22 protein-coding genes and 2 pseudogenes are annotated in these 22,904 nt (G+C 65.5%); 12 read left to right on the plus strand and 12 right to left on the minus strand.

The genetic code is table 11. From position 1 onward, the window contains the following. Positions 1-170: 170 nt before the first annotated feature. Together AX729_RS12030 and flaF are read left to right on the plus strand one after the other, a co-directional pair. Complete coding sequence (locus tag AX729_RS12030) at positions 171-2,459, plus strand: DUF1522 domain-containing protein (RefSeq protein ID WP_061023249.1); 2,289 nt, start codon at positions 171-173, stop codon at positions 2,457-2,459. A 293-nt stretch (positions 2,460-2,752) separates the two neighbouring features. After that, the gene (gene flaF / locus AX729_RS12035; protein ID WP_028181463.1) at positions 2,753-3,121 is read left to right on the plus strand and encodes a flagellar biosynthesis regulator FlaF; all 369 of its coding nucleotides are present in this window, start codon (positions 2,753-2,755) and stop codon (positions 3,119-3,121) included. A gap of 152 nt (positions 3,122-3,273) precedes the next feature. Here the strand turns inward: flaF and AX729_RS12040 are convergent, their stop codons facing one another. The 4 genes from AX729_RS12040 to AX729_RS12055 all read right to left on the minus strand — a co-directional run bounded on the left by AX729_RS12040 (position 3,274) and on the right by AX729_RS12055 (position 5,792). Continuing rightward, on the minus strand, positions 3,274-3,633 hold the full coding sequence (locus AX729_RS12040) for a hypothetical protein (protein WP_061023252.1): 360 nt from the start codon (positions 3,631-3,633) through the stop codon (positions 3,274-3,276). A 157-nt stretch (positions 3,634-3,790) separates the two neighbouring features. Beyond that, complete coding sequence (locus AX729_RS12045; protein WP_061023254.1) at positions 3,791-4,288, minus strand: hypothetical protein; 498 nt, start codon at positions 4,286-4,288, stop codon at positions 3,791-3,793. An 11-nt stretch (positions 4,289-4,299) separates the two neighbouring features. Next, the gene (gene flgJ, locus AX729_RS12050; RefSeq protein WP_061023256.1) at positions 4,300-4,668 is read right to left on the minus strand and encodes a flagellar assembly peptidoglycan hydrolase FlgJ; all 369 of its coding nucleotides are present in this window, start codon (positions 4,666-4,668) and stop codon (positions 4,300-4,302) included. Next, on the minus strand, positions 4,668-5,792 hold the full coding sequence (locus AX729_RS12055) for a flagellar basal body P-ring protein FlgI (RefSeq protein WP_061023258.1): 1,125 nt from the start codon (positions 5,790-5,792) through the stop codon (positions 4,668-4,670). Before AX729_RS12055 ends, flgJ begins: the two co-directional genes overlap by 1 nt. 284 nt (positions 5,793-6,076) lie before the next feature. On the opposite strand from AX729_RS12055, the gene AX729_RS12060 reads away from it, so the two are divergent. Then, entirely contained in the window at positions 6,077-6,490 is a 414-nt protein-coding gene (locus AX729_RS12060) for a flagellar assembly protein FliX (protein ID WP_061023260.1), read from the plus strand. 3 nt (positions 6,491-6,493) lie between these two features. On the opposite strand, the gene AX729_RS12065 is transcribed toward AX729_RS12060, so the two are convergent. After that, complete coding sequence (locus AX729_RS12065; protein ID WP_061023262.1) at positions 6,494-6,865, minus strand: winged helix-turn-helix transcriptional regulator; 372 nt, start codon at positions 6,863-6,865, stop codon at positions 6,494-6,496. Positions 6,866-7,014: 149 nt separating this feature from the next. On the opposite strand from AX729_RS12065, the gene AX729_RS12070 reads away from it, so the two are divergent. Both AX729_RS12070 and dksA read left to right on the plus strand, forming a co-directional pair. Continuing rightward, the gene (locus AX729_RS12070; RefSeq protein ID WP_061023264.1) at positions 7,015-7,626 is read left to right on the plus strand and encodes an NAD(P)-dependent oxidoreductase; all 612 of its coding nucleotides are present in this window, start codon (positions 7,015-7,017) and stop codon (positions 7,624-7,626) included. A gap of 216 nt (positions 7,627-7,842) precedes the next feature. Then, a complete protein-coding gene (gene dksA / locus AX729_RS12075; protein ID WP_008554760.1) occupies positions 7,843-8,208 on the plus strand; it encodes an RNA polymerase-binding protein DksA in 366 nt (121 codons plus the stop codon). Between the two features lie 280 nt (positions 8,209-8,488). Here dksA and AX729_RS12080 read toward each other — a convergent pair. Continuing rightward, positions 8,489-8,889, minus strand: a pseudogene (locus AX729_RS12080) (winged helix-turn-helix transcriptional regulator). Between the two features lie 93 nt (positions 8,890-8,982). On the opposite strand from AX729_RS12080, the gene AX729_RS12085 reads away from it, so the two are divergent. Continuing rightward, complete coding sequence (locus AX729_RS12085) at positions 8,983-10,011, plus strand: SDR family oxidoreductase (protein ID WP_061023265.1); 1,029 nt, start codon at positions 8,983-8,985, stop codon at positions 10,009-10,011. A gap of 78 nt (positions 10,012-10,089) precedes the next feature. Further along, the gene (locus AX729_RS12090; RefSeq protein ID WP_061023267.1) at positions 10,090-10,869 is read left to right on the plus strand and encodes a 2-keto-4-pentenoate hydratase; all 780 of its coding nucleotides are present in this window, start codon (positions 10,090-10,092) and stop codon (positions 10,867-10,869) included. A 189-nt stretch (positions 10,870-11,058) separates the two neighbouring features. Here the strand turns inward: AX729_RS12090 and flgH are convergent, their stop codons facing one another. The 4 genes from flgH to flgF are packed head-to-tail and all read right to left on the minus strand — an operon-like array spanning position 11,059 to position 14,549. After that, positions 11,059-11,823 carry a flagellar basal body L-ring protein FlgH gene (gene flgH, locus AX729_RS12095; RefSeq protein WP_061023268.1) on the minus strand — a complete coding sequence of 255 codons (765 nt, stop codon included), beginning with the start codon at positions 11,821-11,823 and terminating at the stop codon, positions 11,059-11,061. A gap of 3 nt (positions 11,824-11,826) precedes the next feature. Beyond that, positions 11,827-12,972 (minus strand): flagellar basal body P-ring formation chaperone FlgA, encoded by a 1,146-nt coding sequence (gene flgA / locus AX729_RS12100; protein WP_061023287.1) that lies wholly within the window; start codon positions 12,970-12,972, stop codon positions 11,827-11,829. 10 nt (positions 12,973-12,982) lie between these two features. Next, complete coding sequence (gene flgG / locus AX729_RS12105) at positions 12,983-13,771, minus strand: flagellar basal-body rod protein FlgG (protein ID WP_061023270.1); 789 nt, start codon at positions 13,769-13,771, stop codon at positions 12,983-12,985. A 16-nt stretch (positions 13,772-13,787) separates the two neighbouring features. After that, the gene (flgF, locus tag AX729_RS12110) at positions 13,788-14,549 is read right to left on the minus strand and encodes a flagellar basal-body rod protein FlgF (protein ID WP_061023272.1); all 762 of its coding nucleotides are present in this window, start codon (positions 14,547-14,549) and stop codon (positions 13,788-13,790) included. Between the two features lie 384 nt (positions 14,550-14,933). Here flgF and fliL point away from each other — a divergent pair, with 384 nt between their 5' ends. From fliL to AX729_RS12135, 5 genes are all read left to right on the plus strand, one after another. Continuing rightward, positions 14,934-15,431 carry a flagellar basal body-associated protein FliL gene (fliL, locus tag AX729_RS12115; protein WP_061023274.1) on the plus strand — a complete coding sequence of 166 codons (498 nt, stop codon included), beginning with the start codon at positions 14,934-14,936 and terminating at the stop codon, positions 15,429-15,431. A 19-nt stretch (positions 15,432-15,450) separates the two neighbouring features. After that, positions 15,451-16,653: a flagellar motor switch protein FliM gene (fliM, locus tag AX729_RS12120; protein ID WP_061023276.1), complete on the plus strand. Its 1,203-nt coding sequence runs from the start codon at positions 15,451-15,453 to the stop codon at positions 16,651-16,653. Then, the gene (locus tag AX729_RS12125) at positions 16,650-17,096 is read left to right on the plus strand and encodes a DUF6468 domain-containing protein (protein ID WP_061023277.1); all 447 of its coding nucleotides are present in this window, start codon (positions 16,650-16,652) and stop codon (positions 17,094-17,096) included. Before fliM ends, AX729_RS12125 begins: the two co-directional genes overlap by 4 nt. A gap of 9 nt (positions 17,097-17,105) precedes the next feature. Then, entirely contained in the window at positions 17,106-17,870 is a 765-nt protein-coding gene (locus tag AX729_RS12130; RefSeq protein WP_061023279.1) for a MotE family protein, read from the plus strand. Positions 17,871-17,969: 99 nt separating this feature from the next. Then, a complete protein-coding gene (locus AX729_RS12135; RefSeq protein WP_061023289.1) occupies positions 17,970-21,680 on the plus strand; it encodes a tetratricopeptide repeat protein in 3,711 nt (1,236 codons plus the stop codon). A gap of 194 nt (positions 21,681-21,874) precedes the next feature. Here the strand turns inward: AX729_RS12135 and fliP are convergent, their stop codons facing one another. Both fliP and AX729_RS12145 read right to left on the minus strand, forming a co-directional pair. Further along, positions 21,875-22,633, minus strand: a complete 759-nt coding sequence (gene fliP, locus AX729_RS12140) for a flagellar type III secretion system pore protein FliP (protein ID WP_061023281.1) — start codon at positions 22,631-22,633, stop codon at positions 21,875-21,877. Further along, positions 22,630-22,904 (minus strand): annotated as a pseudogene (locus AX729_RS12145) (flagellar biosynthetic protein FliO); the annotation flags it as partial. The gene fliP and the pseudogene AX729_RS12145, both read right to left, overlap by 4 nt.

A 22,904-nucleotide genomic window follows, 5' to 3' on the forward strand; every position in this document is an offset into this window, starting at 1 on the left:
CCGCCGCTCTTTTGGCGTTTGGGAGCAGGCAGGGAGCGTTCACGGGCCATTAACCCTATCCCTTAAGCCGGCGTTAACCATACTTTAAAGGACAGCCTCTAAGACTGGACAAAAGCCCGCTTTCCGACGGCGCGGCCGATTCGTATCCGGTTCAAGAGGAAGTCTCGCCAATGTCCAACATCGTTCTCTCGGCGTCAGTTCGCCAGAACCTGTTGTCGCTGCAGTCGACGGCCGATTTGCTGGCCACGACGCAGGAGCGGCTGTCGACCGGCAAGAAGGTCAACACGGCGCTCGACAATCCCACCAACTTCTTCACGGCGCAGGGGCTGGACAACCGGGCGAGCGACATCAGCAACCTGCTCGATGGCATCAACAACGGTGTGCAGGTGCTCCAGGCCGCCAACACGGGCATCACCTCGCTCCAGAAGTTGATCGACAGCGCGAAATCGATCGCCAACCAGGCGCTTCAGACCACGGTCGGCTACTCCACCAAGTCGAACGTTTCGACCACGATTCCCGGGGCGACGCCCGCCGATCTGCGCGGAACGACCTCCTATGCGAGCGCGACGGCCAACAGCAACGTGCTCTATACGGGTGCACCCGGTGGCGTGACGCCGGTGACGGCCGCCGCCGCACTCGGTGCATCGCTCGGCTCGACCGCGGGCACCTTGACCGGCGTTGCCACAACCATGGCCGACGGCACCACTGCCCTGACCGGCAGCGCGACGCTGATCGGCACCACGGCGGCCAGCACCCTCGGCTTTTCGCCGGCCGACGGAGATTCGATCACCGTCAACGGCAAGACCATTACCTTCCGGACCGGCGCCGCGCCCGCGACGCAGCCGACCGGCTGGGGCCTGGATGCCAGCGGCCACATCGCCACCGACGGCAACGGCAATTCGACCGTCTACATGGGGACGGCCGCAGCGCCCACCGGCACCGTCAACGACCTGTTGAGCGCGATCGACCTGGCGAGCGGCGTCAAGAGCGCGGCGATCAGCGCCGGCGCCGCGACCATCTCCGTCAGCGGCTCGGCCGGTCCCGTCGGCACGCTTCAGGTGGCATCGTCGATCACGGGCGGCCAGGTCACGCTGAAGAGCTCGACCGGCGCAGATCTGAGCGTGACCGGAAAGGCCGACTTCCTCAAGTCGCTCGGTCTGACGTCCGCAACCGGCGCCGGCAATGCCAACGTCTCTGCGGCCCGGTCGACCACCGCGGGTTCGCTCGGGACCCTCGTTCAGGACGGCTCGACGCTGAACATCGACGGCCACACCATCACCTTCAAGAACGCGCAGACGCCGCAATCGGCGGCGAGCGTCGCATCGGGTGGTGTCAGCGGCAATATCGTCACGGACGGCAACGGCAACTCAACCGTCTACATCCAGAGCGCGACGCTCACCGACCTGCTCAACGCGGTCGACCTTGCGACCGGCGTCAAGACGGCCAGCATCTTCAACGGGGCGGCGACGTTGTCGACCTCCTCGGGTCAGATCCCGTCGTCCGTCAACAGCAGCGGTCAGCTTGCGCTCTCCACCGGCGTCAACGCCGACCTCTCGATCACCGGCACCGGCAACGCGCTCAGCGCATTCGGTCTCAGCGGCAACACGGGAACGGCGACCGCCTTCACCGCGGCCCGCACGTCCGGCGTCGGCGGCATCAGCGGCAAGACGCTCACCTTCACCTCGTTCAACGGCGGCACGCCGGTGAACGTCACCTTCGGCGACGGCACCAACGGCACCGTCAAGACGCTGGACCAGCTCAACGCGCAGCTGCAGGCCAACCACCTGACGGCGACGATCGATGCCAACGGCGTGCTCACGGTGACCACCGTCAACGAATACGCCTCCTCGACGCTCGGTTCGACGCTCGCGGGCGGCGCAGTCGGCGGCACGATCACCGGTGTTCTGGCCTTTACCACCGCGCAGCCGCCGGTCCAGGATCCCGTGGCGCAGACCGCACGCTCCAACCTGGTCAACCAGTTCAACAACATTCTGGCCCAGATCGACACGACGTCGCAGGATTCCTCCTTCAACGGCGTCAATCTGCTCAACGGCGATACGCTGAAGCTCGTCTTCAACGAGACCGGCAGCTCCACGTTGAGCATCAACGGCGTGGTGTTCAATGCGGCGGGCCTCGGTCTCAGCAATCTCGTCAACGGCGTCGACTTCATTGACAACGGCGCCACCAACAAGGTGCTGGCCAGCCTCAATGCCGCATCGAGCACACTGCGCTCGGAAGGTTCGACGCTCGGCTCGAATCTGTCGATCGTGCAGGTGCGTCAGGACTTCTCCAAGAACCTGATCAACGTTCTCCAGACCGGTTCGTCCAACCTGACGCTCGCCGACACCAATGAGGAAGCGGCGAACAGCCAGGCGCTGTCGACGCGCCAGTCGATCGCGGTCTCCGCGCTGTCGCTGGCCAACCAGTCGCAACAGAGCGTGCTGCAGCTGCTGCGATAGTCTCGCAGCGCAGGCTCGCTACTTCAGATTTCGCGGCGGGGCTGACGCTCCGCCGTTCTTTTGAGGGAGATCGCTAAGACAAGATTAGCTGAGATCGATGCGCATCACGCTGAGCGAGTTTACATCGTGCATGCGTGCATCTAGCGTTGCGTGACGAAGAGCTCCGCGCCCCGTAATTGTCCGGAGTGCTTCCAAGCACAACACGTAAGCAAATCTTAAGCGGTGCTGCCTAGGGTTGGGAAAGAAATCCTTAAGCGCTTACAACGCGCTAGGTAACCTCCAGGGTGTGATTGATGTCGAATTCCGCTGCCTCGGCTTATGCGCGTGTTGCAACCACCACCGCATCTCCTCGCGACATCGAGGCGCAGACTCTGCTCAAGGCCGCCAACAAGCTTCAGGACGCCGTGAACAACGCAGATCCGCTCAGCGAGCAGACCATGCAGGCCCTGATGTTCAACCGCAAGCTCTGGACGATCTTCTTGAGCGAGGCGATGCGTGACACCAATCCGCAGCCGATCGACGTCCGGCAGAAGATCGCCAACATCAGCGTGTTCGTGCTGAGCCAGACCGCCGCGCTGCAGATGAGCCCGCAGTTCGATCACTTCCGCCCGCTGATCGAGATCAACCGCAATATCGCTGCAGGTCTGTCCGGACGGCCGTGACGGAGAGTCGTCGCGGTCGAGCGTTTTGCCGACCGCGGACCAAGTTCACGCTCACGGATTTGTTCGAGGGTGCAGATCCACGACATCGTCATCGAACTTGCGGCCGGCTCGACTGACGTCGACCGGCCGTTGCGATGCTCGATGCCCGATCGTCAGGCGCTGACGTCCGTGCTGAGCGGACGCGACGGTTCGGATTGCCTGTCCAGGGCATGGAAATAGGCCCGCCGGCGCAGCATCGCCTCGTCTGGGAACTGATTGACCACCGCGTCCGTCTTCTCGTTGACGACCTGGAAGACGAAGGACGCGGCTGCCTGGTCGAACACGACCTGGCGCGAGACGTTCTCCTGCTTTGGCAAATCATTGCGCACGGGTGCGCTCGTATCGGCTGCGGCGACGGTCTGACTCACCGGCAGATCAGTTTGCACGGCCTCGTTCGCCGCCACGTTGGACGTCGGTGCTATCTGCACGGGGGCCGGTATCCCCACCGGCCTGATGCTGAAATCTGTACTCATGGCAGCCTCCTGGTTGCCTCACGTGAGTCAAATCCCAACCCCTCTAATAGCGCAACCATGGAGCACCAGGTTTGAAGACCCGGTAAGGAAACGTGCCTAACCGCGCGACGACATCGCCGCGCAACTTCTCGTAAAATTGTCGCTTGTTCCTGCGCGCTCAGAGCGAGCGGCTGACCGCGAGCGGGGTGATGTGTCGCGGACCCGGCGCGGCGCGGCGCCCCGCGGCCGTATAGGTGTTCGGTACGTTGCGCTTCTGGATCTCGGCGTTGACGCCGCGTACGACGCTCTCGGAGACCGCGTGCGCGGTCGCGAGCACGGTGAGATTGACCTGGAGCATCGCGCGAAACGCATCGTGGTGGCGATGCAGCGTCGAGAGCAGCTCCGGCGCGGATTTCGCGAGCTGCGCCTGGTTCGCCTTCAACTGGCTGACGGCGCCGACGTAGTTGCGCGACAGCTCCTGCTTCCTGCTCTCGAGGGTCATCGCCTCGCGGACCTTGCCGGCGCGAACGAGCTCGGTCTCGCGCTCGATCAGTCCGAGCAGGGCGTTCATCGCATCCATCAGGTCTTCGGCGAGCTTGCGCGCCTCGGCGCTGCCGGGTGCGGCGTTCGTACGCTGGGCTTGCATCGGCTGACGTGAGGCGTTGAAATGGTTCATCTCGTTTGACCTTATGCCGTGCGGATCGTTTTCGCCTGCTGCAGGATGAGGGTGCGGTAGACTTCGGTGGCGACGCCGACGCCGCCGGCCTTGGCGAAGTTCTGGGAGTATTGCTCGGTCAGCATCGAGCGCCACACGCCCGTGCCGGGGGTGTCGCCGAACGGACCTTCGCCCTTCAGGCCCGAGGTCATCTGCGCGAACATGCTGTTGAGGAACATCGCCTCGAAATCCGTGGCGGTCTTCTGCGCCTTGGCCTGTTGCTGCGGAGAGACCATTTGGAGTGCGGCGGCGAGTTCGAAATCCGGCCGGCCGTTGCGGCTCTCCACCGAGAAGGCCGAAGAGCCGGCGCCGCGCGGGGTGTTGATCGCGCCGGTCTGCATCACATCACCTCGATGTCGGCTTCGATGGCGCCGGCGGCCTTGATCGCCTGGAGGATGCTGATCATGTCGCGGGGGCCGATGCCGAGGCCGTTGAGACCGTCGACGAGCTGCTGGAGCGAGACGCCGTCCTTGACGAGCGCCAGCTTCTTGCCGTCCTCGGTGACGGTGACGCTGCTGCGCGGCGCGACCACGGTGCGGCCGCGCGAGAGCGGGTTGGGCTGACTGACCTGCGGACTCTCGGAGATCGTCACCGTGAGGTTGCCCTGCGCCACCGCGACGGTGGCGACGCGGACGTCGCGGCCCATCACGATGATGCCGCTCCGTTCGTCGATGATGATCTTGGCGGCGAGATCGGGATCGACCTGAAGCTGCTCGATCTCGGTGAGGAAGGCGACGACGTTGCCCTTGAACTCCGGCGGGATCGACAGCTGCACCGTCGAGGGGTCGATCGGCTCGGCGGTCTTGACGCCGAGATAGTCGTTGACCGCGGCTGCGATGCGCTTGGCGGTGGTGAAGTCGGGGTTGCGCAGTGCCAGGCGCACGTTCGGCAGCCGATTGAGCGCGAACTCGATCTCGCGCTCGATGATGGCGCCGTTGGCGATGCGTCCCACGGTCGGAACGCCGCGCACGATCTTGGCCGCCTCGCCCTCGGCCTGGAAGCCGGAGATCGCGAGCGAGCCCTGCGCCACCGCATAGACGTTGCCATCGGCGCCGAGCAGGGGGGTCACGAGCAGGGTGCCGCCCTGGAGATTCTTGGCATCGCCGAGCGCGGAGACCGTGACGTCCATGCGCGTGCCCTGGGTGGCGAAGGCCGGCAGGTTGCCTGTGACCATCACGGCCGCGACGTTGCCGGTGCGGATGGTGGCGCCGCGGATGTTGACGCCCATGCGCTCGAGCATCGCTTGCAGCGACTGCTTGGTGAAGGGGATGTTGTTGAGCGTGTCGCCGGTGCCGTTGAGGCCGACGACGAGGCCGTAGCCGATGAGCTGGTTCTGCCGCACGCCTTCGATGTTGGCGAGATCCTTGATGCGCGATGTCGCGCTTGCAGGCGTGACCGAGAGCGCCAGCGCTGACAGCACGGCGCAGGCCACCCCGACAATCCTCACCCAACGAACGCCTGGCATCCTCTGCTCCCCAAGGCCCCAAAGAATGGGCTCCTCAAATCGGATGGACCTGCACGACACTCCCATGACGAGCTGGTCCGGCGCTTTCCTTGCGAGCGCTGTGCCAATCCGAGGAGCGGGGATAGGTCGCTGAATAGGTTGAATAAATCTGTTTCGACCGGTGTCAGCGGTCGTTCGCCCTGAGGACCGAAACTGCCGCCTGTCGGCAGATTTTGCCGGGCTGTTTACGCGTCGTTAACCATAAAACGGCGAAGCTGACGCATCGATCACCCGGATTCCTTCCGATGCGCATCTACGGACCGAACGGAACCACGCTTGGAGCGCCGGCCAGCCAGGCCAGGCGGACCGGCTCCGGCACCTTCGCGCTGCCCGACACCGCGTCGGCGCAGGAGACGCGCAGCGCTGCCGCACCGAAGGCCGCCGCCAACATCGACGCGCTGCTGGCATTGCAGGGCGTCGAAGAGGATCCCGTCGAGCGCCGCAAGCGCTCTGTCGCCCGCGGCAGGACCGCGCTCGACGTGCTCGACGATCTGAAGATGGGACTGCTGTCCGGAAACCTCGACGCTTCGACCGTGATGCGTCTGCGTGATGCCGCGGCGAACCTCAAATCCTCGTCGGGCGACGCCGGCCTCGATTCCGTGCTCTCAGAGATCGAGTTGCGCGTCGAAGTCGAGCTCGCGAAGGCCGGGCAGGCCTAGCATCTACGCCGCTTCCTCCTTTTGCTGCGCGTCGTAGCGGCGCTGCGCCGCGAGCACGTCCTTCAGATTCTGCTCGGCCCAATCGCGCAGGGGATCGACCGCCGCGGCCAGCGTCAGCCCGAGCGGCGTGATCGAATATTCCACCGTGACAGGTACGGTCGCGATGGCGTGGCGCCTGATCAGGCCGTCGCGTTCGAGCGACTTGAGAACCTGACTCAGCATCTTCTGCGAGATGCCTTCAATCGTGCGGCGCAATTGATTGAAGCGCATGGGCTCCTCGCGCAGGAGCAAGAGGATCAGCACTGCCCATTTGTCGCCGACGCGATCGAGGATCTGGCGGGTGGGGCAGTTCGCTGCGTAAACGTCGGGCTTCATCGTCGGTCCTCGGAGAGTCTCTGGTCGCTTGCGAATATGCATGGCGGTCACTCCAGCGTAATCAAGTAAGCACAAAGTGCTCTCTTAACACCAGCGTCCTTTGAGATATCTAGTAACTGATAGTTACTTTAGCAGCAAAGGAGCCTTCCATGAAAATCGCAGTCGCCGGCGCCTCGGGCCGGGCCGGGTCGGAGATCACCAAGGAACTGTCCCGCCGCGGCCACGCGGTCACAGCCATCGCCCGGAACCCCGACAAGATCGCAGTCCTGCCCAACGTCACGCCGATCAAGGGGGATGTGCTCGACCAGGCCGGTCTTGCCAAGTTGTGGGCCGGCCACGACGTCGCCGTGAGTTCCGTGCACTTCCTGGCCAATGACCCGCTCAAGCTGATCGGTGCGGCGAAGGAGTCCAGGGTCGGTCGTTACCTCGTGGTCGGCGGCGCCGGGAGCCTCGAGGTTGCCCCAGGCGTGAAGCTGGTCACGACTCCCAATTTTCCTGCCCCATACAAGGCCGAAGCGGAGGCAGGAGGGGCCTTCCTCGACCTGCTGCGGCAGGAAAAGGATCTGAATTGGACATTCATTTCGCCATCGGCACTGTTCGTCGAGGGGGAACGGACGGGCAAGTTCCGGCTTGGGACCGACCAGCTTCTCGCAGATGCGAACGGCAAGAGCTGGATCACCTTCGCCGACTACGCCATCGCGCTCGCCGACGAGATCGAGCGGCCCGCCCATCTGAGGCAGCGCTTCACGGTCGGCTATTGAGCCGCCAGCCGCCCCCGGTCCCTCCAGGATAAACCTTCCTGTGCAAGGGCTTGGGGGCGGCACCCGGGCGATGAGGGAAAGATTGTCTGTCACAGGACGCCGCTATATAACGCCCCGCTCGACGGACCCCGTTCCGTTTGCGAGTCGTTGCTTAGACAGATAGGCCGTCCTTTGGAAAAGTTGAAAAACTACCGACCGACTGAAAAAGAGCCTTTCATGAACGACAGGCAGAAGGAGTACTTCCGCTTGAAGCTCCTCGCCTGGAAGGATGAGATCCTCAAAGAGTCCAAGCTCACCCTGCAGGCCCTGCAGGAGGAGAACGTGAACCACCCCGATCTCGCCGATCGGGCATCGTCCGAAACCGACCGCGCCATCGAACTCCGCGCCCGCGACCGCCAGCGCAAGTTGATCGCCAAGATCGACGCCGCGCTCCAGCGTATCGAGGACAACACCTACGGCTATTGCGAGGACACCGGGGAGCCGATCTCGTTGAAGCGGCTCGAGGCCCGGCCCATCGCGACGCTCTCGGTGGAGGCGCAGGAGCGCCACGAGAAACGCGAGAAGGTCTATCGCGACGAATAGAGTCCGAGCCGCAGAATTGCGGCTCTTTGTTTTTGGACGCAAGGCGCCGCTTCGCGCCGTGACCACCATTTTGCCCGTCGCTTGCAGCCGCGCGGCAACGCGTGAGCGTGATCGCGAAAAATGAATCACGATCAATGGGCTAGACTCAACTCCTCCAAGCTCACGTGAGTTCGGATGAGAAACAGCCTTCACTTCAGGTGGGGAAGATTTCGCGAGTCGCGTCAACGGGATCGACTCGGGTGTTGAGACGCCGATCCAGCTGCATCAAGCATCGCTGCAATCAGGTCTGCCGCGACGCCAGGAGGCGTGCGCGTCCCCATAAAGCCTGGACCAGCTCAATATTTCCTTAAACGCCGGCAAGAGGCCGTAGGCCGCATCCGTCAGCTCGTACTCGACCCTCAAGGGTTTCTCCGCGAGGACGATGCGCGACACGAGGCCATCCTGCTCGAGCTCGCGAAGCTGCGTGGTCAGCATGTGCTGGGTGATGCCGCCGATCGATCGTCGCAAGGCACCGAAGCGAACCGCACCGTTCATCAGCGTAAACAGGATCTCCAGTTTCCACTTGCCGCCGAGGGCGTGGATGGCCCGCTTGAAGTCGGTGAGCAGGGCAGGGTCTGGGCTGCAATCGCAGTCGTCGTCGCAGGTGCTGGTCAGGTTTTCCATACCGGTCTCGAAATCCATTCTACTTGTCGCCTTGGAGATAGTGACCAGATGCGGCCTTGAGCAGGGCCGCGGCGGAACCGATCGCCCCTGTGCATCGAGAGGAATCTGGCAATGAGCACTGTTCTGGTCACCGGCGGGTCGGGCTTCGTCGGCACTCACGTCGTCCTGCAACTGCTGGCCGCGGGCCATGCCGTGCGGACGACGGTCCGCCGGCCCGATCGTCGGGACGACGTGCTGGCGATGTTGCGCGAGGGCGGGGCGGCTTCGCCGGAAACAGTGTCCTTCTTCACGGCGAACCTCACGGCAGACGGGGGCTGGCGCGAGGCGGTCGCCGGATGCGACTACGTCCTGCACGTCGCCTCGCCGCTGTCGACCAGCGTGCCCAAGGACGAGAACGAGATGATCGTCCCGGCCCGCGACGGCACGCTGAGGGTACTGCGCGCCGCACGCGAGGCCGGCGTCAGGCGCGTCGTCATCACCTCGTCGCTGGGCGCGATTGGCTACGGCCATCAGCCGCGTGAAAAGCCGTTCGACGAGACCGACTGGACCAATCTCGATGGTTCCGACGTGCAGCCCTACATCAAGTCGAAGACGCTGGCCGAGCGGGCAGCCTGGGAGTTCATCGCGCGTGAGGGGGGTGGCCTTGAACTGTCCGTGGTCAATCCCGCCGGGATTTTTGGTCCCGTGCTGGGGCCGGACTTCTCCGGCTCGATCGAGATCGTCAAAACGCTGCTCGACGGCGCCATGCCGGCGGTGCCGCGGGTCTATTTCGGCGTGGTCGACGTGCGCGATGTCGCCGATCTCCACCTGCGGGCGATGACGGCGCCAGAGGCCAAGGGCGAGCGCTTCATCGCGGTCTCCGGGGAAACGATGTCTATCCTCGATATCGCCAACGTGCTGCGGCGGGAACTCGGGCCTTCCGCACGCCGGGTTCCGCGGCTTCAGGCCCCCGACTGGCTGGTGCGGCTGGCCGCGACCCGGATTCCCCTGCTGCGTGCGGTCATTCCGATGCTCGGCAGGGTGCGGCATTCCACCAGCGCCAAGGCGAGGTCGCTGCTCGGCTGGCAGCCCCGTTCCAACCACGAGGCGATCCTTGCGACCGCCGAGAGCCTGATCCGGCTCGGCCTGGTCAAGGCGTGAAGTTGCCCGTGGCTTGTCACGCCCGGGCGGGGATGCTGAAGTGCCGCATTCGATTGCGTAGCGTGGGAGGCGGCGCCGATGGACAATATTCTCGCAGCCGCAAAGGCGATCGCGTTGGCGCGCCGCAACCATGCGCCGCTTGCGGCGCTGGAGCGCCCGCCCGCCGATGAAGCCGAGGGCTATCAGGTCCAGCGCGCGCTGCATGACCTGCTGCTGCCACATGTCGGACCACTGGTCGGTTACAAGATCGGCTGCACCAGCCAGGTGATGCAGGACTATATCGGCATCCCGCATCCCTGCGCCGGCGGCGTGTTCCAGAAGGGCGTGCACGACAGCGGCGCGAAGCTTGCTGCCTCGAACTATGTCCGCGTCGGCGTCGAATGCGAGATCGCGGTGCGGCTGAAGCGGGACCTTGCCGCGGGCGAGGCGCCGTTCACCGCCGAATGGGTCGGCGAGGCCGTCGAGGCCTACCATCCCGCGATCGAGATCGTCGACGACCGCTACGTGAAGTGGGAGGCGATGGGCGCACCGACGCTGATCGCCGACGATTTCTTCGCCGCCGGCTGCGTGCTGGGACCTTCGGTGCCGCGCTCGTCGGTGCCGGATCTGAGGGCGGTCAAGGGCCGCGCCCTCATCAACGGCGAGGAGGTCAGCCAGGGCACTGGCGCCGACGTGCTCGGCCATCCCCATAACGCGCTCGCCTGGCTCGCCAATCATCTCGCCGCCGAGGGCAAGGGCCTGCATGCGGGGCAGCTCGTGCTGACCGGCAGCCTGGTCAAGACGCTGTGGCTGAAAGCCGGCGACAAGGTGCGGATGGAGCTGGACGGGCTGGGAGTGGTGGAGGCGGAGTTTACGTGAGTTTCGCCACCGGAGCGTTGAGGCAGCGGCTTCGCGATGATCGCGGATATTGAGCCGCAGCTCGCAGCATGTCTTTGGCGTTAGAGGTAAAATACATGCGGCCTCCGGCAGGGGAGCTACCGGAGGCCGCGTAGTACATCGTCGTTCGCGCCTAGGTTCGCGAACACGATGTGGGAGCTCGGAAGAGGACTAGAAGGGCAGCAGCACGTCCATCACTTGCTGGCCGTAGCGCGGCTGCTGCACGTCGGTGATCTGGCCGCGGCCACCATAGGCGATGCGGGCCTGGGCGATCTTCGTGGAGTCGATGGTGTTGTCGCTCTGGATGTCCTCGGGACGCACGATGCCGGCCACGATCAGCTCGCGAATTTCGAAGTTGACGCGTATCTCCTGCTTGCCTTCGACCACGAGATTGCCGTTCGGCAGCACCTGGGTCACCACGGCGGCGACGTTGGTCTGCAAGGCTTCCTTGCGGTCGACGCTGCCCTTGCCCTCGCTCGACGAGGTCGAGTCGGCCGTCAGGATGCGGCCGGGCAGGATCTTGTTGGCCTGGGTGATGGTCTGGGAGCCGATGAAGTCGGTGATCCCGGAATCTTCCTTGTTGCTGCGGCTGCGAGAGGTGTCGTTCTCGATGTTGGCCTTGTCCGTGATGTTCACGGCCACGGTCAGGAGATCGCCGACCTGGCGGGCGCGCTGGTCCTTGAAGAAGGCGCGGCTGCCGTTGCGCCACAGCGAGTTCGGATTGTAGGAGGCGACTTCCGGCTTTGGCATCGGCATCTGCACCGGCTTGTAGCCGGGCTGCGTCGTCGGATTGTCGATCGCCGACAGCTTCGGCTGCTCGCCGATCTGCGACAGGCGGTCGATCGAGGAGCAGCCGCTCGCCAATGCGCAGGTCGCAAGCAGCAGGGCAGAGATCGCGATGCGACGAAGACGGGAAGCCGAACTGAACGGGGACATGATCTACTCTGACTTGGCTGGAGCTTGCGAGAGGCGAACTTGCGGAAGCTGGGCTTGGGTGATCTGGGCTTGGGCGATCTGGGCGGCGGACGCGGGCGGCTGGACCAGGCTCTGCGCCAAGGCTGCGGCCGCGGGCACGTCGTCACGCTTGACGGACGAGGTCTGCTCGACTGCGGGCGCCATCGGTGCGGACTGGCTCGCGCCCTGGACCGTCACCTGGCCGCGGCCGGTGACGACACCGGTCAGCGTGCGCTTGGATTGCAGATTGAGCACGCTGATGCTGTCGCCCTCGGCGCCGCTCTCGACCGCCTTGCCGCGCGTGGTGAGATAGAGGCCGGGCACCTGGTAGATGATGGTGACGGCCTGATCGCGTACCACGAAGTCGGGCTTGACGATGTCGGCGACGCGGATGGGAGTTCCGGCGCGCATCGGCCGGCGCAGTTGCATGCCGAGGGTACGGTCGCGCGAGGCGGGCTCGCCGGTGACCTCGGCCTTCGGCCGGCGCTCCAGCGAGAGGTCGGAGGATTTCAGCAGCTCGGTGCGGTCGATGTCGCGCGTCAGCACGGCCACCTCCACCGTCTCGATCGCGGTGCCGGTGAAGCGGAGCTTGGTCGGCGCCGGATTGCTGTCGTTGCTGATCTCGAAGGCGATGTCGAAGCGGCCGCTGCGCGCGTCGTAGCGGGTTGCGACCGGCTGGAGCGCGCCGGTGTTGGAAGCGTCCAGCCGCATGTCGGCAATACCGCGGTCGAAGGTGACCGTGATGTTGGCGGCCTCGCCGAGGCCGAAACGGCGCTCGAGCGCGGCGGCGACGGCGTTCTCGAGGTCCTTGCTCGCGAGCGTGCGGGCGAGGCGGGTGACCTGAACTTCCTTGATGTCGCCGGTCATGACGCCGATCACCTGCTTCGCGCGCAGCACCTGCAACACCTGGCCGACCGTCAGCGTGCCGGTGGTGCCGAGATCGGGCGAGCGATAGACCGGGATCAACGCGGCAGAGCCGGCGTTGTCGATGAGATCGCCGACCCGCACCACGTCCGAGGTCACGGTGACGCTCGCGCGCAGCGTCGGCGAGGCGATGAATTCGTCGGCGGCCATTGCCGGCAGCGCCAGCAAGAGAAGCGTGGAGATCGAGGCGAGCGTGATGCGGATCATCTTCATCACCTCAGCGGAACAGCGCCGTGGTCGACTGCATCATCTGGTCGGCGGCGCTGATCACCTTGGCGTTCATCTCGTAAGCGCGCTGCGCGGCGATCAGGTCGCTCATCTCCGAGACGACGTCGATATTGGCCTGCTCCAGGCTGCCCTGCGTGATCTTGCCGTAACCCTCGGCGTTGGCGGTGCCGTCCTGCGGCGCGCCGGAGGAGGGGGTCTCGATGAACTGGTTGTTGCCAACGGGCTGAAGGCCCGCCTTGTTGATGAAGCGCGTGACGCCGATCTGGCCGACGATCGACGAGGTCGATGAACCCGGCAGCGTCACCGAGACCTGGCCCTGCTCGCTGACGGAGATCCCCGAGGCGTTGTTCGGAATGGTGATGGTCGGCTGTACCGGGTTGCCCTGCGCGGTGACGACGCGACCCTGATTGTCCATCTGGAAGGTGCCGTCGCGGGTGTACTGGTAGGTGCCGTCGGGCATCAGGATCTTGAAGAAGCCATCGCCCGAGATTGCGAGGTCGAGGTCGTTGCCGGTCTGCGACAGCGTTCCCTGCGTCATGCTGCGTGGCGTGCCGACGGTCTTGACGCCGCCGCCGATGTCGACGCCGACCGGCAGGATGGTGCCCTGGTCCGACGACTGGGCGCCGACGCGGCGGACGTGCTCGTAGATCAGGTCCTGGAATGCCGCGGTCTGCTTCTTGAAGCCGGTGGTGCGGAGGTTCGCGATGTTGTTGGAGATCACCTGAACGTTGAGTTCCTGTGCCGCCATTCCGGTCGCCGCGGTGTGAAGCGCCTGCATGTCAGTTCTCCCTCAATCAAGCCGGAACGTCGGCGAGCTTGTCGATCGCCGATTTGTGGAGGTCGCTCTGCTGCTGGAGCAGGTTGGCGATGGCGCTGTAGCTGCGCATGACTTCGACCATGCGGCTCATCTCGCCGACCGCGTTCACGTTCGACTTCTCGACATAGCCCTGGCGGATGCTCGACTTGGTGTCGGCCTGCGGGACGGCGGAGCCCGCGTCATAGAGATTGGCGCCGAGCTTGGTCAGCCTGGCCGGATCGTCGAACGAGACCATGCGGATCTTGCCACGGATCGAGTCGTTCCTTGCCGTGCCCTCCAGCACCGTGACGGTGCCGTCGGGTGCGACGTTGATGTCGTGATCGGTCGGCTGGAACGTGATCGGACCGGCGGCGCCGAGCACGAGGTTGCCGTCTGACGTGACGAGCTGGCCGGTGCTGTTGATCGAGAATTTGCCGTCGCGGGTGTAGCGCTCGCCGCCATTGGCCTGCACCGCGAAATAGGCGGTGCCGTCGATCGCCATGTCCAGCGGGTTGTTGGTCGCTTCCATCGGCCCCTGGCCGACGTCGCGGAAGGTGCCGCGGTCCTGCACATAAGAGACCCGCCGGTCGCGACCGATGAAATTGTCGTGACGCGCGTTCGAGTTGAGGAACTCCTCGAACAGCGAATGGTCGGCCTTGAAGCCGTTGGTGTTGGCATTGGCGACGTTGTTGGCGATGACGTCCATCTGCCGTTCCAACGTCATCTGCCGTGACAAGCCGATCAGAAGCGCGTTCTGCATCGGAAATCTCCCCTGAGTGAGATCCGCCATTTCGCTCTCCCAAGCGCCTTGGCCGACCTCGTGAACGAGACCTTCCGGTTCTCCCAAACCATGGGGTCTCGGCCCTCTCTCAGCGAAAGCCGTGCCAATCCGAAATTCCGCATAAATTCAATGGGTTGCGTATTTTGGAAGGGCGCGGGAGGGCGGCAGAAAGGTTCTGTTAGCCATGTTTGCCCGGCAGATTTTTCCTAGCGCAGGCCCAATCGAAAGATTCCGTTAACCATTATTACCGTAGCGTTTGCGCACCAGAGGAGCGCATTGCGCTGGGGCATTCGTACCGCGTCACTGCCTGCCAGGAGGCTTCGCTCTTTCGACCCCTTTGAGAGATGAACGAGCGCGGCAAGCATGGCAGAGAATGAGGAAGGCGGCGCAGCCAGCGATGGCGCAGAGGCCGCTCCGCCGAAGAACAAGCTCAAGCTCATCATCATGGTCGTCGGCGCGCTCGCCGTCCTCGGCGGCGGCGCTGCGACCTGGTTCTTCTTCTTCCGTCATGGCCCCGACGAGCATCATGCCGAGGCAGCGCCTCCGCCGAAGCCGCCGGCCTTCGTCGACGTCCCCGACCTGATGGTCAACCTCGCCGGCGCGCCCGGCGAGCGCGTGCAATATCTGCGCCTGAAGATCGTGCTGGAGCTGAAGGAGGAGAAGCAGATCGAGGCGATCAAGCCGACGATGCCGCGCGTCACCGACATCTTCCAGACCTATGTGCGCGAGCTGCGCCCCTCCGACCTCAATGGTTCCGCCGGCATCTTCCGCCTCAAGGAGGAGCTGACCAAGCGCGTCAACGCGGCGGTCGCCCCGGTCCAGGTCAGCGCGGTGCTGTTCAAGGAAGTCGTGGTCCAGTGAGCATGACGGGCTAGGGATCATGGCGGGCAACGACCAAGTCGACCAGGATGCAATTGCCGCCCAGTGGGAGGCCTCGCTCGATTCCGAGGATCCCGCCGAGGCCGCGAAGGCTGCCGCCGAGAACGAGCTATCGGAGACCATGGCCCTGCAATGGGCGGCCATGGTCGAGGACGGCAGCCGCGATCTCGGAAGCGGCAAGAACTCCGGCGAGCGGGTGCTGTCGCAGGAGGAGATCGACAATCTCCTCGGCTTCACCGTCGGCGACGTCACGCTCGACGATCATTCCGGCATCCGCGCGATCATCGATTCGGCGATGGTCTCTTACGAGCGTCTGCCGATGCTCGAAATCGTCTTCGACCGCCTGGTGCGGCTGATGACGACGTCCTTGCGCAATTTCACCTCTGACAACGTCGAAGTCTCGCTCGACCGCATCACCTCGGTGCGTTTCGGCGACTACATGAACTCGATCCCGCTGCCCGCCGTCCTCACCGTCTTCAAGGCCGAGGAGTGGGAGAACTTCGGCATGGCGACGGTCGATTCCAACCTGATCTATTCGATGATCGACGTGCTGCTCGGCGGCCGCCGCGGCACGAGCCAGCTGCGCATCGAGGGCCGGCCCTACACCACGATCGAGACCGAGCTGGTCAAGCGGCTGGTCGAGGTGGTGCTGTCCGACGCCGAGCAGGCGTTTCGGCCGCTGTCCCCGGTGACGTTCACGATCGACCGGCTCGAGACCAATCCGCGCTTCGCCGCGATCAGCCGTCCCGCCAACGCCGCGATCCTGGTCCGCCTGCGCATCGACATGGAAGACCGCGGCGGCAACATCGAGCTGTTGCTGCCTTACGCGACCATCGAGCCGATCCGGGGCGTCCTGCTCCAGATGTTCATGGGCGAGAAATTCGGCCGAGACCCGGTGTGGGAAGGCCATTTCGCCACCGAGATCGTGCAGGCCGAGATCGCCGTCGATGCGGTGCTCTACGAGGCCGACATTCCGCTCAAGCAGCTGATGCGGCTCAAGGTCGGCGACACGCTGCCGCTCGACATGCGCGCCGACGCCAACGTCACCGTGCGCTGCGGCGACGTCACGCTGACCGAGGGGCGGATGGGCCGGGTCGGCGACCGCGTCGCGATCCGCGTGACGAAACCCTTGCGCAAGCCAAGTACGACACTTGCGATGTTCGAGAAGGTGGACGAGCAGAACAAGATGATGGAGGCCCCATGAACCACTCCCTGGGAATGGCGATCGAGTCGCTGGTGGCTATCCTGCTGATGCTGACGATCGTCTACTGCGTCATGCTCAACAAGCGGCTGACGCGGCTCAAGGCGGACGAGCATTCGCTGAAGGCCGTCATCGGCGAGCTGATCACCGCGACCGAGATCGCAGAGCGCGCGATCGGCGGGCTGAAGCTGGCCGTGCGCGACGTCAACGAGAACCTCGGCAGCCAGCTCGCCGCGGCGACGCAGATGTCGGACCAGCTCTACAAGCAGCTCGGCGAGGCCGACAACGTGGTGCGGCGCCTGTCCAAGATCGCGATCGCCGCGCGTCCCATGACCAATCCGGAGACGGTTGCCCCGTCCGCGGCCAAGCCTTCGTCGGCGAAGGCGGTCGCCGCTGCGGCCGAAGCCTTCTCCGAACGCCGACGATCCAACGGCATTGCCGCATAAAGCCCGGGCATGAAGTCCTTTCGTAACATCCGCGTCATTCCGGTCGTCCTGGTCGCCGTCGCAGGCCTTGCCACGCTGAAGGTGGCGGGCCTCGCGATCAACGGCGGCTATGTCTTCGACTACAAGCCGAACCAGACCAAGAAGTCCTGGGCCGAGGAGAACCTGAATTTCCCGACCGGTCGCGAGGACCTCGATATCACCGGATCGACCCATGGTGCGCCGAAGGAGCCGCCGAAGCCCGCCGCGCCCGAGACCAAGATGGAAGGTGGCACCGTCGTCAAGATCGAGGAAGGCCAGCCGCAGGTCTCGGCCTCGGAGCGCGCGATCCTGGAACGTTTGCAGGCGCGGCGGCAGGAGATCGAGGCCCGCCAACGCGAGATCGACATCCGCGAAAGCCTGCTGAAGTCGGCCGAGAAGCGCATCGAGAACAAGGTCGAGGAGATGAAGGCGGTGGAAACCCGCATCTCCGCGACGCAGGCCGAGCAGAAGGCCGCCGAAGCCCAGCGCATGAAGGGCCTCGTGACCATGTACGAGGGCATGAAGCCCAAGGACGCCGCGCGGGTGTTCGACCGGCTCGAGATGGGCGTGCTGATCGAGATCGCCTCGGCCATCGCGCCGCGAAAGATGTCGGACATCATGGGGCTGATGTCGCCGGAAGCTGCGGAGAAGCTGACGGTCGAGATGGCGCGTCGCGCCAACGGCGGCGGCGATCAGTCCGCCTCGGCCGGCGATCTTCCCAAGATCGACGGCAAGCCGACGCAAAAGCCGAATTGAGGGCTCATACTTAAGAAGTCCTTAATTGCCAAAACCTACATTCGAAGGCAGGGCCGGCGCAGTGCCGGCATGACCGCCGAACCGGAAGAAATGCCGCCAATGGCGCGAGAAGCTGCCGCTGGGTTTGTGTCGCGAGCCCGCGCATTGGCGCGGGGGCTATCGCGTCATGTCCGCAAGGCGGCCGTCGTGGCGATCTGCCTGCCGATCGGCCTCGGCGCGCCTGCGTGGGCGGCCGATCCGATCCGCGGCGAGGCGAGCTTTTCGGCCGGTGGCGGCTTCGCCCGTCTGGTGATCAAGCTCGGCGAGGACGTTCCCTCCGAGGTCACGACCGCAGGCTCCATTCTCGTGATCCGTTTCGACCGGCCGGTCGACGTTCCCGTCGACAGGATTCCGGAAGGCGCGCCCGATTACGTCAACTCCGCCCGCCGCGATCCCGATGGCGGCGCCATTCGCCTGTCGCTGGCGCGGCGCGTCACCGTCAACACCATGAACGCCGGCGAGCGCACCTTCGTCGATCTGCTGCCCGAGGGCTGGAAGGGACCGCCGCCGAGCCTGCCCATGGACGTGGTCAAGGAGCTCGCCGAACGCGCACGCGTGGCCGAGCGCGCGCTGCGCGCCCAGCGTGCCGCCGCGGAGGCGAAGAAGCGTCCGCAGATCCGCGTGCGTGCCTCCGTGCAGCCGACCTTCGTGCGCTTCGTGTTCGAGATGCCCGACGGTGTTGGCGTCTCCTCCGTGCTCAACGAGCAGAAGCTCACGCTCGTCTTCAACGCCAATCTCAATTTCGACCTGGCGGACGCGGTGGTGGCGGCGCCGCCGAACGTCGCCTCGATCAAGCAGAAGGCCGACATCGACCAGACCAGTGTCGAGATCGCGCTGATCGGCGATTCAGACGTGCATTCGTTCCGCGACGAGAAGAACTACGTCGTCGACGTCGCCTTCCAGCCCGACAAGGGCAAAGTGGCGACGACACCCGCGGCGTCGATCGCGCAGATGAAGCCTGCCCCTCAGGCACCGGCGCCAATGCCTGCGCCGGTCATTCCGGCCGCCGAGAAGGAGGCCCTCCGCGAGATCGTGCCGCCGACCTCCGAACCGATTGCGCGCGAAGCCAAGATCGACGTCAAGCCGGAGGCGCCCGCCACGATGTCGCCCGCCCAAGCGCCGAAGCCGGCTGCCGCTCCCGCGGCCGAGGCTGCGCGTGCTCCGGAAGTCTCCAAGGACGCTGCAAAGCCCGTGTCGCCCGCTCCCGAAGCTGCGGCCGCACCTGCCAAGCCGGCGCCGGCCGAAGTGCCGACGGAGGCCGCGAAGCAGCCGGTCAAGGAGGCCGCCAGGGCTGCGTCCGTCGAGGTGCCGGTGGCGCCGCAACAGACCGCCGCCAGCGTCGATGTGCGCCGCGACAGCGACGGCCTGCGCGTCACGTTCCCGATTCAGGTCGCAACGCCTGCGGCGGCGTTCCGCCGCGGCGACACCGTCTGGCTGGTGTTCGATACGCCGAAGCCGATCGATGTCGAGGCGATCCGCAGCAGGGGCGGCGCGATGATCGGCGAGGTCGGCCGCATGCCGCTCGACAAGGGTCAGGCGGTGCGCATCCGTCTCACCCGACCGCTGGTCTACTCGCTGGCGAGCGAGGAGGTCGGCAAGGAGACCAACTGGCTGTTGACGCTCGCCGACAAGATCCAGGCGACGCCGCTGCCGCTGATGATATCGCGCAACATCACCGACCCCGCGCTTGCCAATATCGCGATCCCCTTCGCCAATCCCGGCCTCCTGCACAAGCTCACCGATCCCGATGCCGGTGATGCGCTCTATGTCGTCACTGCGCAGCGGCCGGTGCGCGGCTTCATCAAGCGGCAGGATCTCGTCGATCTTTCGTTGCTGGAATCCGCGCACGGCATCGCGATCCGGCCGAACTCCGACGAGGTCGGTGTCGAGGTCGGCGCCGAAAAGGTGATCCTCGGCAAGAAGGGCGGATTGACGCTGTCGCCGGTCGACATCTCGGCCGAGCGGGCGCCGACCGCGGTGCGCCCGGTCTTCAGCCCCGAGGGCTGGCGCAAGGGCCAGTCGGAAAACTTCATGGCGCGCCAGAGCGAACTGATAGCGGCGATCTCGGCCGTCGAGCCTGCGCTGCGTTCGCTGCCGCGGCTCGACCTCGCGCAGTTCTACATGTCGCGTGCCATGTATCACGAGGCCAAGGCCGTGACCGACCTCATGCTGAGCGATCCGCTCAACAAGGAGGAGAGCGGTGCGCTGATCATGCATGCGATCGCGAGCATCCTGATCGGCCGGCCGGCGCAGGGCCTGAAGGACCTCGCCAATCCCGTGATCGGCAACAGCCACGATTCCCAGCTGTGGAAGGCGCTCGCCTATGCGCGGCAGGGCAAATGGGCGGACGCGCGCGAAAAGTTCAAGAATGTCGAATTCGCCATCGCCTCGCTGCCGCTCGACATCCAGCGCATCGTGACCATGGACGCGATGCGCGCCTCGCTCGAGGTCAAGGACTATGCCGGCGCCTCCAAGCGCCGCAGCGAGCTCGAGGTGGTCGGTGTCCCGCCCGAGGCTGCGCCCGGCTTCGCCGTGCTGCGCGGCCGGCTCGCCGAGGCGCTCGGCCACGACAAGGATGCGCTCGACGACTACAAGCTCGCGGTCGCCTCGAGCGACCGGCCGGCGGCGGCCGAGGCCAAGCAGCTCGAGATCGCGCTGCGTCAAAAGCGCGACGAGATCGGCAAGGAAGAGGCGCTGCGCGAGCTGGAGACGCTGTCGATGACGTGGCGCGGCGACGCGGTCGAAGTCAAGACGCTCCAGATGCTGTCGCGGATGTATGCCGAAAGCGGGCGCTACCGGGATGCGCTCACCGCCGCGCGCACCGCGACGAGGCTCCAGCCGAACGCCGAAGCCTCGCGTCAGGCGCAGGATCTCGCCTCCGAGCTGTTCACGCAGTTATTCCTCGGCCCGAAGGGCGACGAGCTGCCGCCCGTCGAGGCGCTCGGGATGTTCTACGAGTTCCGCGAGCTGACGCCGATCGGCCGGCGCGGCGACGAGCTGATCCGCCGTCTCGCCGATCGTCTCGCCTCGATCGACCTGCTCGATCAGGCCGCCGAGCTCCTGCAATACCAGGTCGATCACCGCCTCGAAGGCGCTGCGCGCGCCCAGGTCGCCGCGCGCCTGTCCATGATCTATCTCGCCAACCGCAAGCCCGACATGGCCATCACCGCGCTGCGCGCGAGCCGCATCAGCGATCTCTCCGGCGAGCTCCGGCAGCAGCGCCTGCTCCTGGAGGCGCGCGCGCAGAGCGACGTGGGCCGTCACGATCTCGCGCTCGACATCATCTCCAACGTCTCCGGGCGCGAAGTGCTACGCCTCCGCTCCGACATCTTCTGGGCCGCGCGGCGCTGGCGCGAGTCCGCCGAGCAGATCGAGCTCTATTACGGCGAGCGCTTCCGCGACTTCAAGCCGCTCAATGCGGTCGAGAAGAGCGACATCATCCGCGCCGCCGTCGGCTACGCGCTCGCCGACGATTCGATCGGCCTGTCGCGTTTCCGCGAGAAATATGCGCCGCTGATGAGCGAGAGCGCCGACCGGCTCGCCTTCGACATCGCCAGCAAGCCGGCCGCAGCCTCCAGCGCCGAATTCGCCGAGATCGCCAAGCTGGCCGCCAGCGTCGATACGCTGGACGGCTTCCTGCGCGAGATGAAGCAGCGCTTCCCCGACGCCACCGCCCGCGCACCCGGCGCATCGCAGGCCAAGGACGAATCCGACCACACCGGCTCGCTGCCGACGATTCCCGTCGTGCGGCAGATCAAGATGACGCGTTAGGAAGCGGCTGCCGCGCCAAGCGTGGCCCGAGACGGCTCTGCCCGCGTCATTGCGAGCGCAGCGAAGCAATCCAGAGTCTCTCCGCGGAAAGAGTCTGGATTGCTTCGTCGCAAGGGCTCCTCGCAATGACGGGGAGAGGTCGGGAGTTATCATTCAGAGCGGAGGGGGCGTCGATGATGTCGCCTGCATGCTCTTCATCCCCCGTAGCTCTGCACCAGGCTCCCCGCCACCAGCGACCAGCCGTCGACCAGCACGAAGAAGATCAGCTTGAACGGCAGCGAGATCGTCGCTGGCGGCAGCATCATCATGCCCATCGACATCAGCACCGAGGCGACGACGAGGTCGATGATGAGGAAGGGGAGGAACAGCAAAAAGCCGATCTCGAAGGCGCGCTTCAATTCGGAGATCATGAAGGCGGGGACGAGGATGCGCAAGGCGAGATCGTCGGGGGTGGCCGGCGGCGCCTCGCCGGACAGGTCCAGGAACAGCTTGAGGTCCTTCTCGCGCACGTTCTTCTGCATGAAGCCGCGCAAGGGGACGGAGGCGCGCTGGAGCGCATCCTCGACGCCGATCTGGTTGGCGACGAGCGGACGGATGCCGTCGTCGTAGGACTTTTGCAGCACCGGCCCCATCACGAAGAAGGTGAGGAACATCGCCAGCGCAATGATCACCGAGTTCGGCGGGGCGGTGGCGGTGCCCAACGCGGTGCGCAGCAGCGACAGCACCACCACGATACGCGTGAACGACGTCATCATGATCAGGATCGACGGCGCGATCGACAGCACCGTCAGCAGCGCGATCAGCTGGATCGCGCGCTCGGTGACGCCACCGCCACCCGCGCCGCCGCCGAGATTGATGCTGATGTCCTGGGCATGCGCCGGCATCGCGAGCGAGGCCGCGCCAACCAGGACAGAAAGGAAAAGAACTCTACGCGGGAGGGCCGGCAGCCTCACGAAGACGGCTTCGGACGGCCGAGCAGTGAGGCCATCTCGTCTTCGAGGTTTTCAAAGCTGGTCTTTTCCACGGCCGGCTTTGCGGGCGGGGCCGGTGGCTCGCTGCGGGCGGCGCGCGGGGGAGTGGGCACCGGCTCCGGCGCAACCGGAGGCGCAATCGTTTCGCCGGCGGGGCGGCGCAGGGCAGCTTCCAGCCGCTGGGCCATTTCGGCGAGATTTTGCTCGGCGCTCGAGGGCGCAGGAGCAGGTGCCGGTGGCGGAGCGGGGGGAG

The sequence above is a fragment of the Bradyrhizobium sp. CCH5-F6 genome (assembly GCF_001556045.1).
GTDB lineage: Bacteria > Pseudomonadota > Alphaproteobacteria > Rhizobiales > Xanthobacteraceae > Bradyrhizobium.

Bases quoted from the DNA above. Each gene is read 5' to 3' on its own strand.
- AX729_RS12135 (WP_061023289.1), top strand. From the start codon at position 17,970: ATGGCGCGAGAAGCTGCCGCTGGGTTTGTGTCGCGAGCCCGCGCATTG.
- AX729_RS12090 (WP_061023267.1), top strand. From the start codon at position 10,090: ATGGACAATATTCTCGCAGCCGCAAAGGCGATCGCGTTGGCGCGCCGC.
- flgA (WP_061023287.1), bottom strand. From the start codon at position 12,972: ATGATCCGCATCACGCTCGCCTCGATCTCCACGCTTCTCTTGCTGGCG.
- fliL (WP_061023274.1), top strand. From the start codon at position 14,934: ATGGCAGAGAATGAGGAAGGCGGCGCAGCCAGCGATGGCGCAGAGGCC.
- fliM (WP_061023276.1), top strand. From the start codon at position 15,451: ATGGCGGGCAACGACCAAGTCGACCAGGATGCAATTGCCGCCCAGTGG.
- AX729_RS12045 (WP_061023254.1), bottom strand. From the start codon at position 4,288: ATGAACCATTTCAACGCCTCACGTCAGCCGATGCAAGCCCAGCGTACG.
- AX729_RS12030 (WP_061023249.1), top strand. From the start codon at position 171: ATGTCCAACATCGTTCTCTCGGCGTCAGTTCGCCAGAACCTGTTGTCG.
- flgH (WP_061023268.1), bottom strand. From the start codon at position 11,823: ATGTCCCCGTTCAGTTCGGCTTCCCGTCTTCGTCGCATCGCGATCTCT.
- AX729_RS12065 (WP_061023262.1), bottom strand. From the start codon at position 6,865: ATGAAGCCCGACGTTTACGCAGCGAACTGCCCCACCCGCCAGATCCTC.
- AX729_RS12125 (WP_061023277.1), top strand. From the start codon at position 16,650: ATGAACCACTCCCTGGGAATGGCGATCGAGTCGCTGGTGGCTATCCTG.
- dksA (WP_008554760.1), top strand. From the start codon at position 7,843: ATGAACGACAGGCAGAAGGAGTACTTCCGCTTGAAGCTCCTCGCCTGG.
- AX729_RS12070 (WP_061023264.1), top strand. From the start codon at position 7,015: ATGAAAATCGCAGTCGCCGGCGCCTCGGGCCGGGCCGGGTCGGAGATC.
- flaF (WP_028181463.1), top strand. From the start codon at position 2,753: ATGTCGAATTCCGCTGCCTCGGCTTATGCGCGTGTTGCAACCACCACC.
- AX729_RS12055 (WP_061023258.1), bottom strand. From the start codon at position 5,792: ATGCCAGGCGTTCGTTGGGTGAGGATTGTCGGGGTGGCCTGCGCCGTG.
- flgF (WP_061023272.1), bottom strand. From the start codon at position 14,549: ATGCAGAACGCGCTTCTGATCGGCTTGTCACGGCAGATGACGTTGGAA.
- flgG (WP_061023270.1), bottom strand. From the start codon at position 13,771: ATGCAGGCGCTTCACACCGCGGCGACCGGAATGGCGGCACAGGAACTC.
- AX729_RS12040 (WP_061023252.1), bottom strand. From the start codon at position 3,633: ATGAGTACAGATTTCAGCATCAGGCCGGTGGGGATACCGGCCCCCGTG.
- AX729_RS12130 (WP_061023279.1), top strand. From the start codon at position 17,106: ATGAAGTCCTTTCGTAACATCCGCGTCATTCCGGTCGTCCTGGTCGCC.
- flgJ (WP_061023256.1), bottom strand. From the start codon at position 4,668: ATGCAGACCGGCGCGATCAACACCCCGCGCGGCGCCGGCTCTTCGGCC.
- AX729_RS12060 (WP_061023260.1), top strand. From the start codon at position 6,077: ATGCGCATCTACGGACCGAACGGAACCACGCTTGGAGCGCCGGCCAGC.
- AX729_RS12085 (WP_061023265.1), top strand. From the start codon at position 8,983: ATGAGCACTGTTCTGGTCACCGGCGGGTCGGGCTTCGTCGGCACTCAC.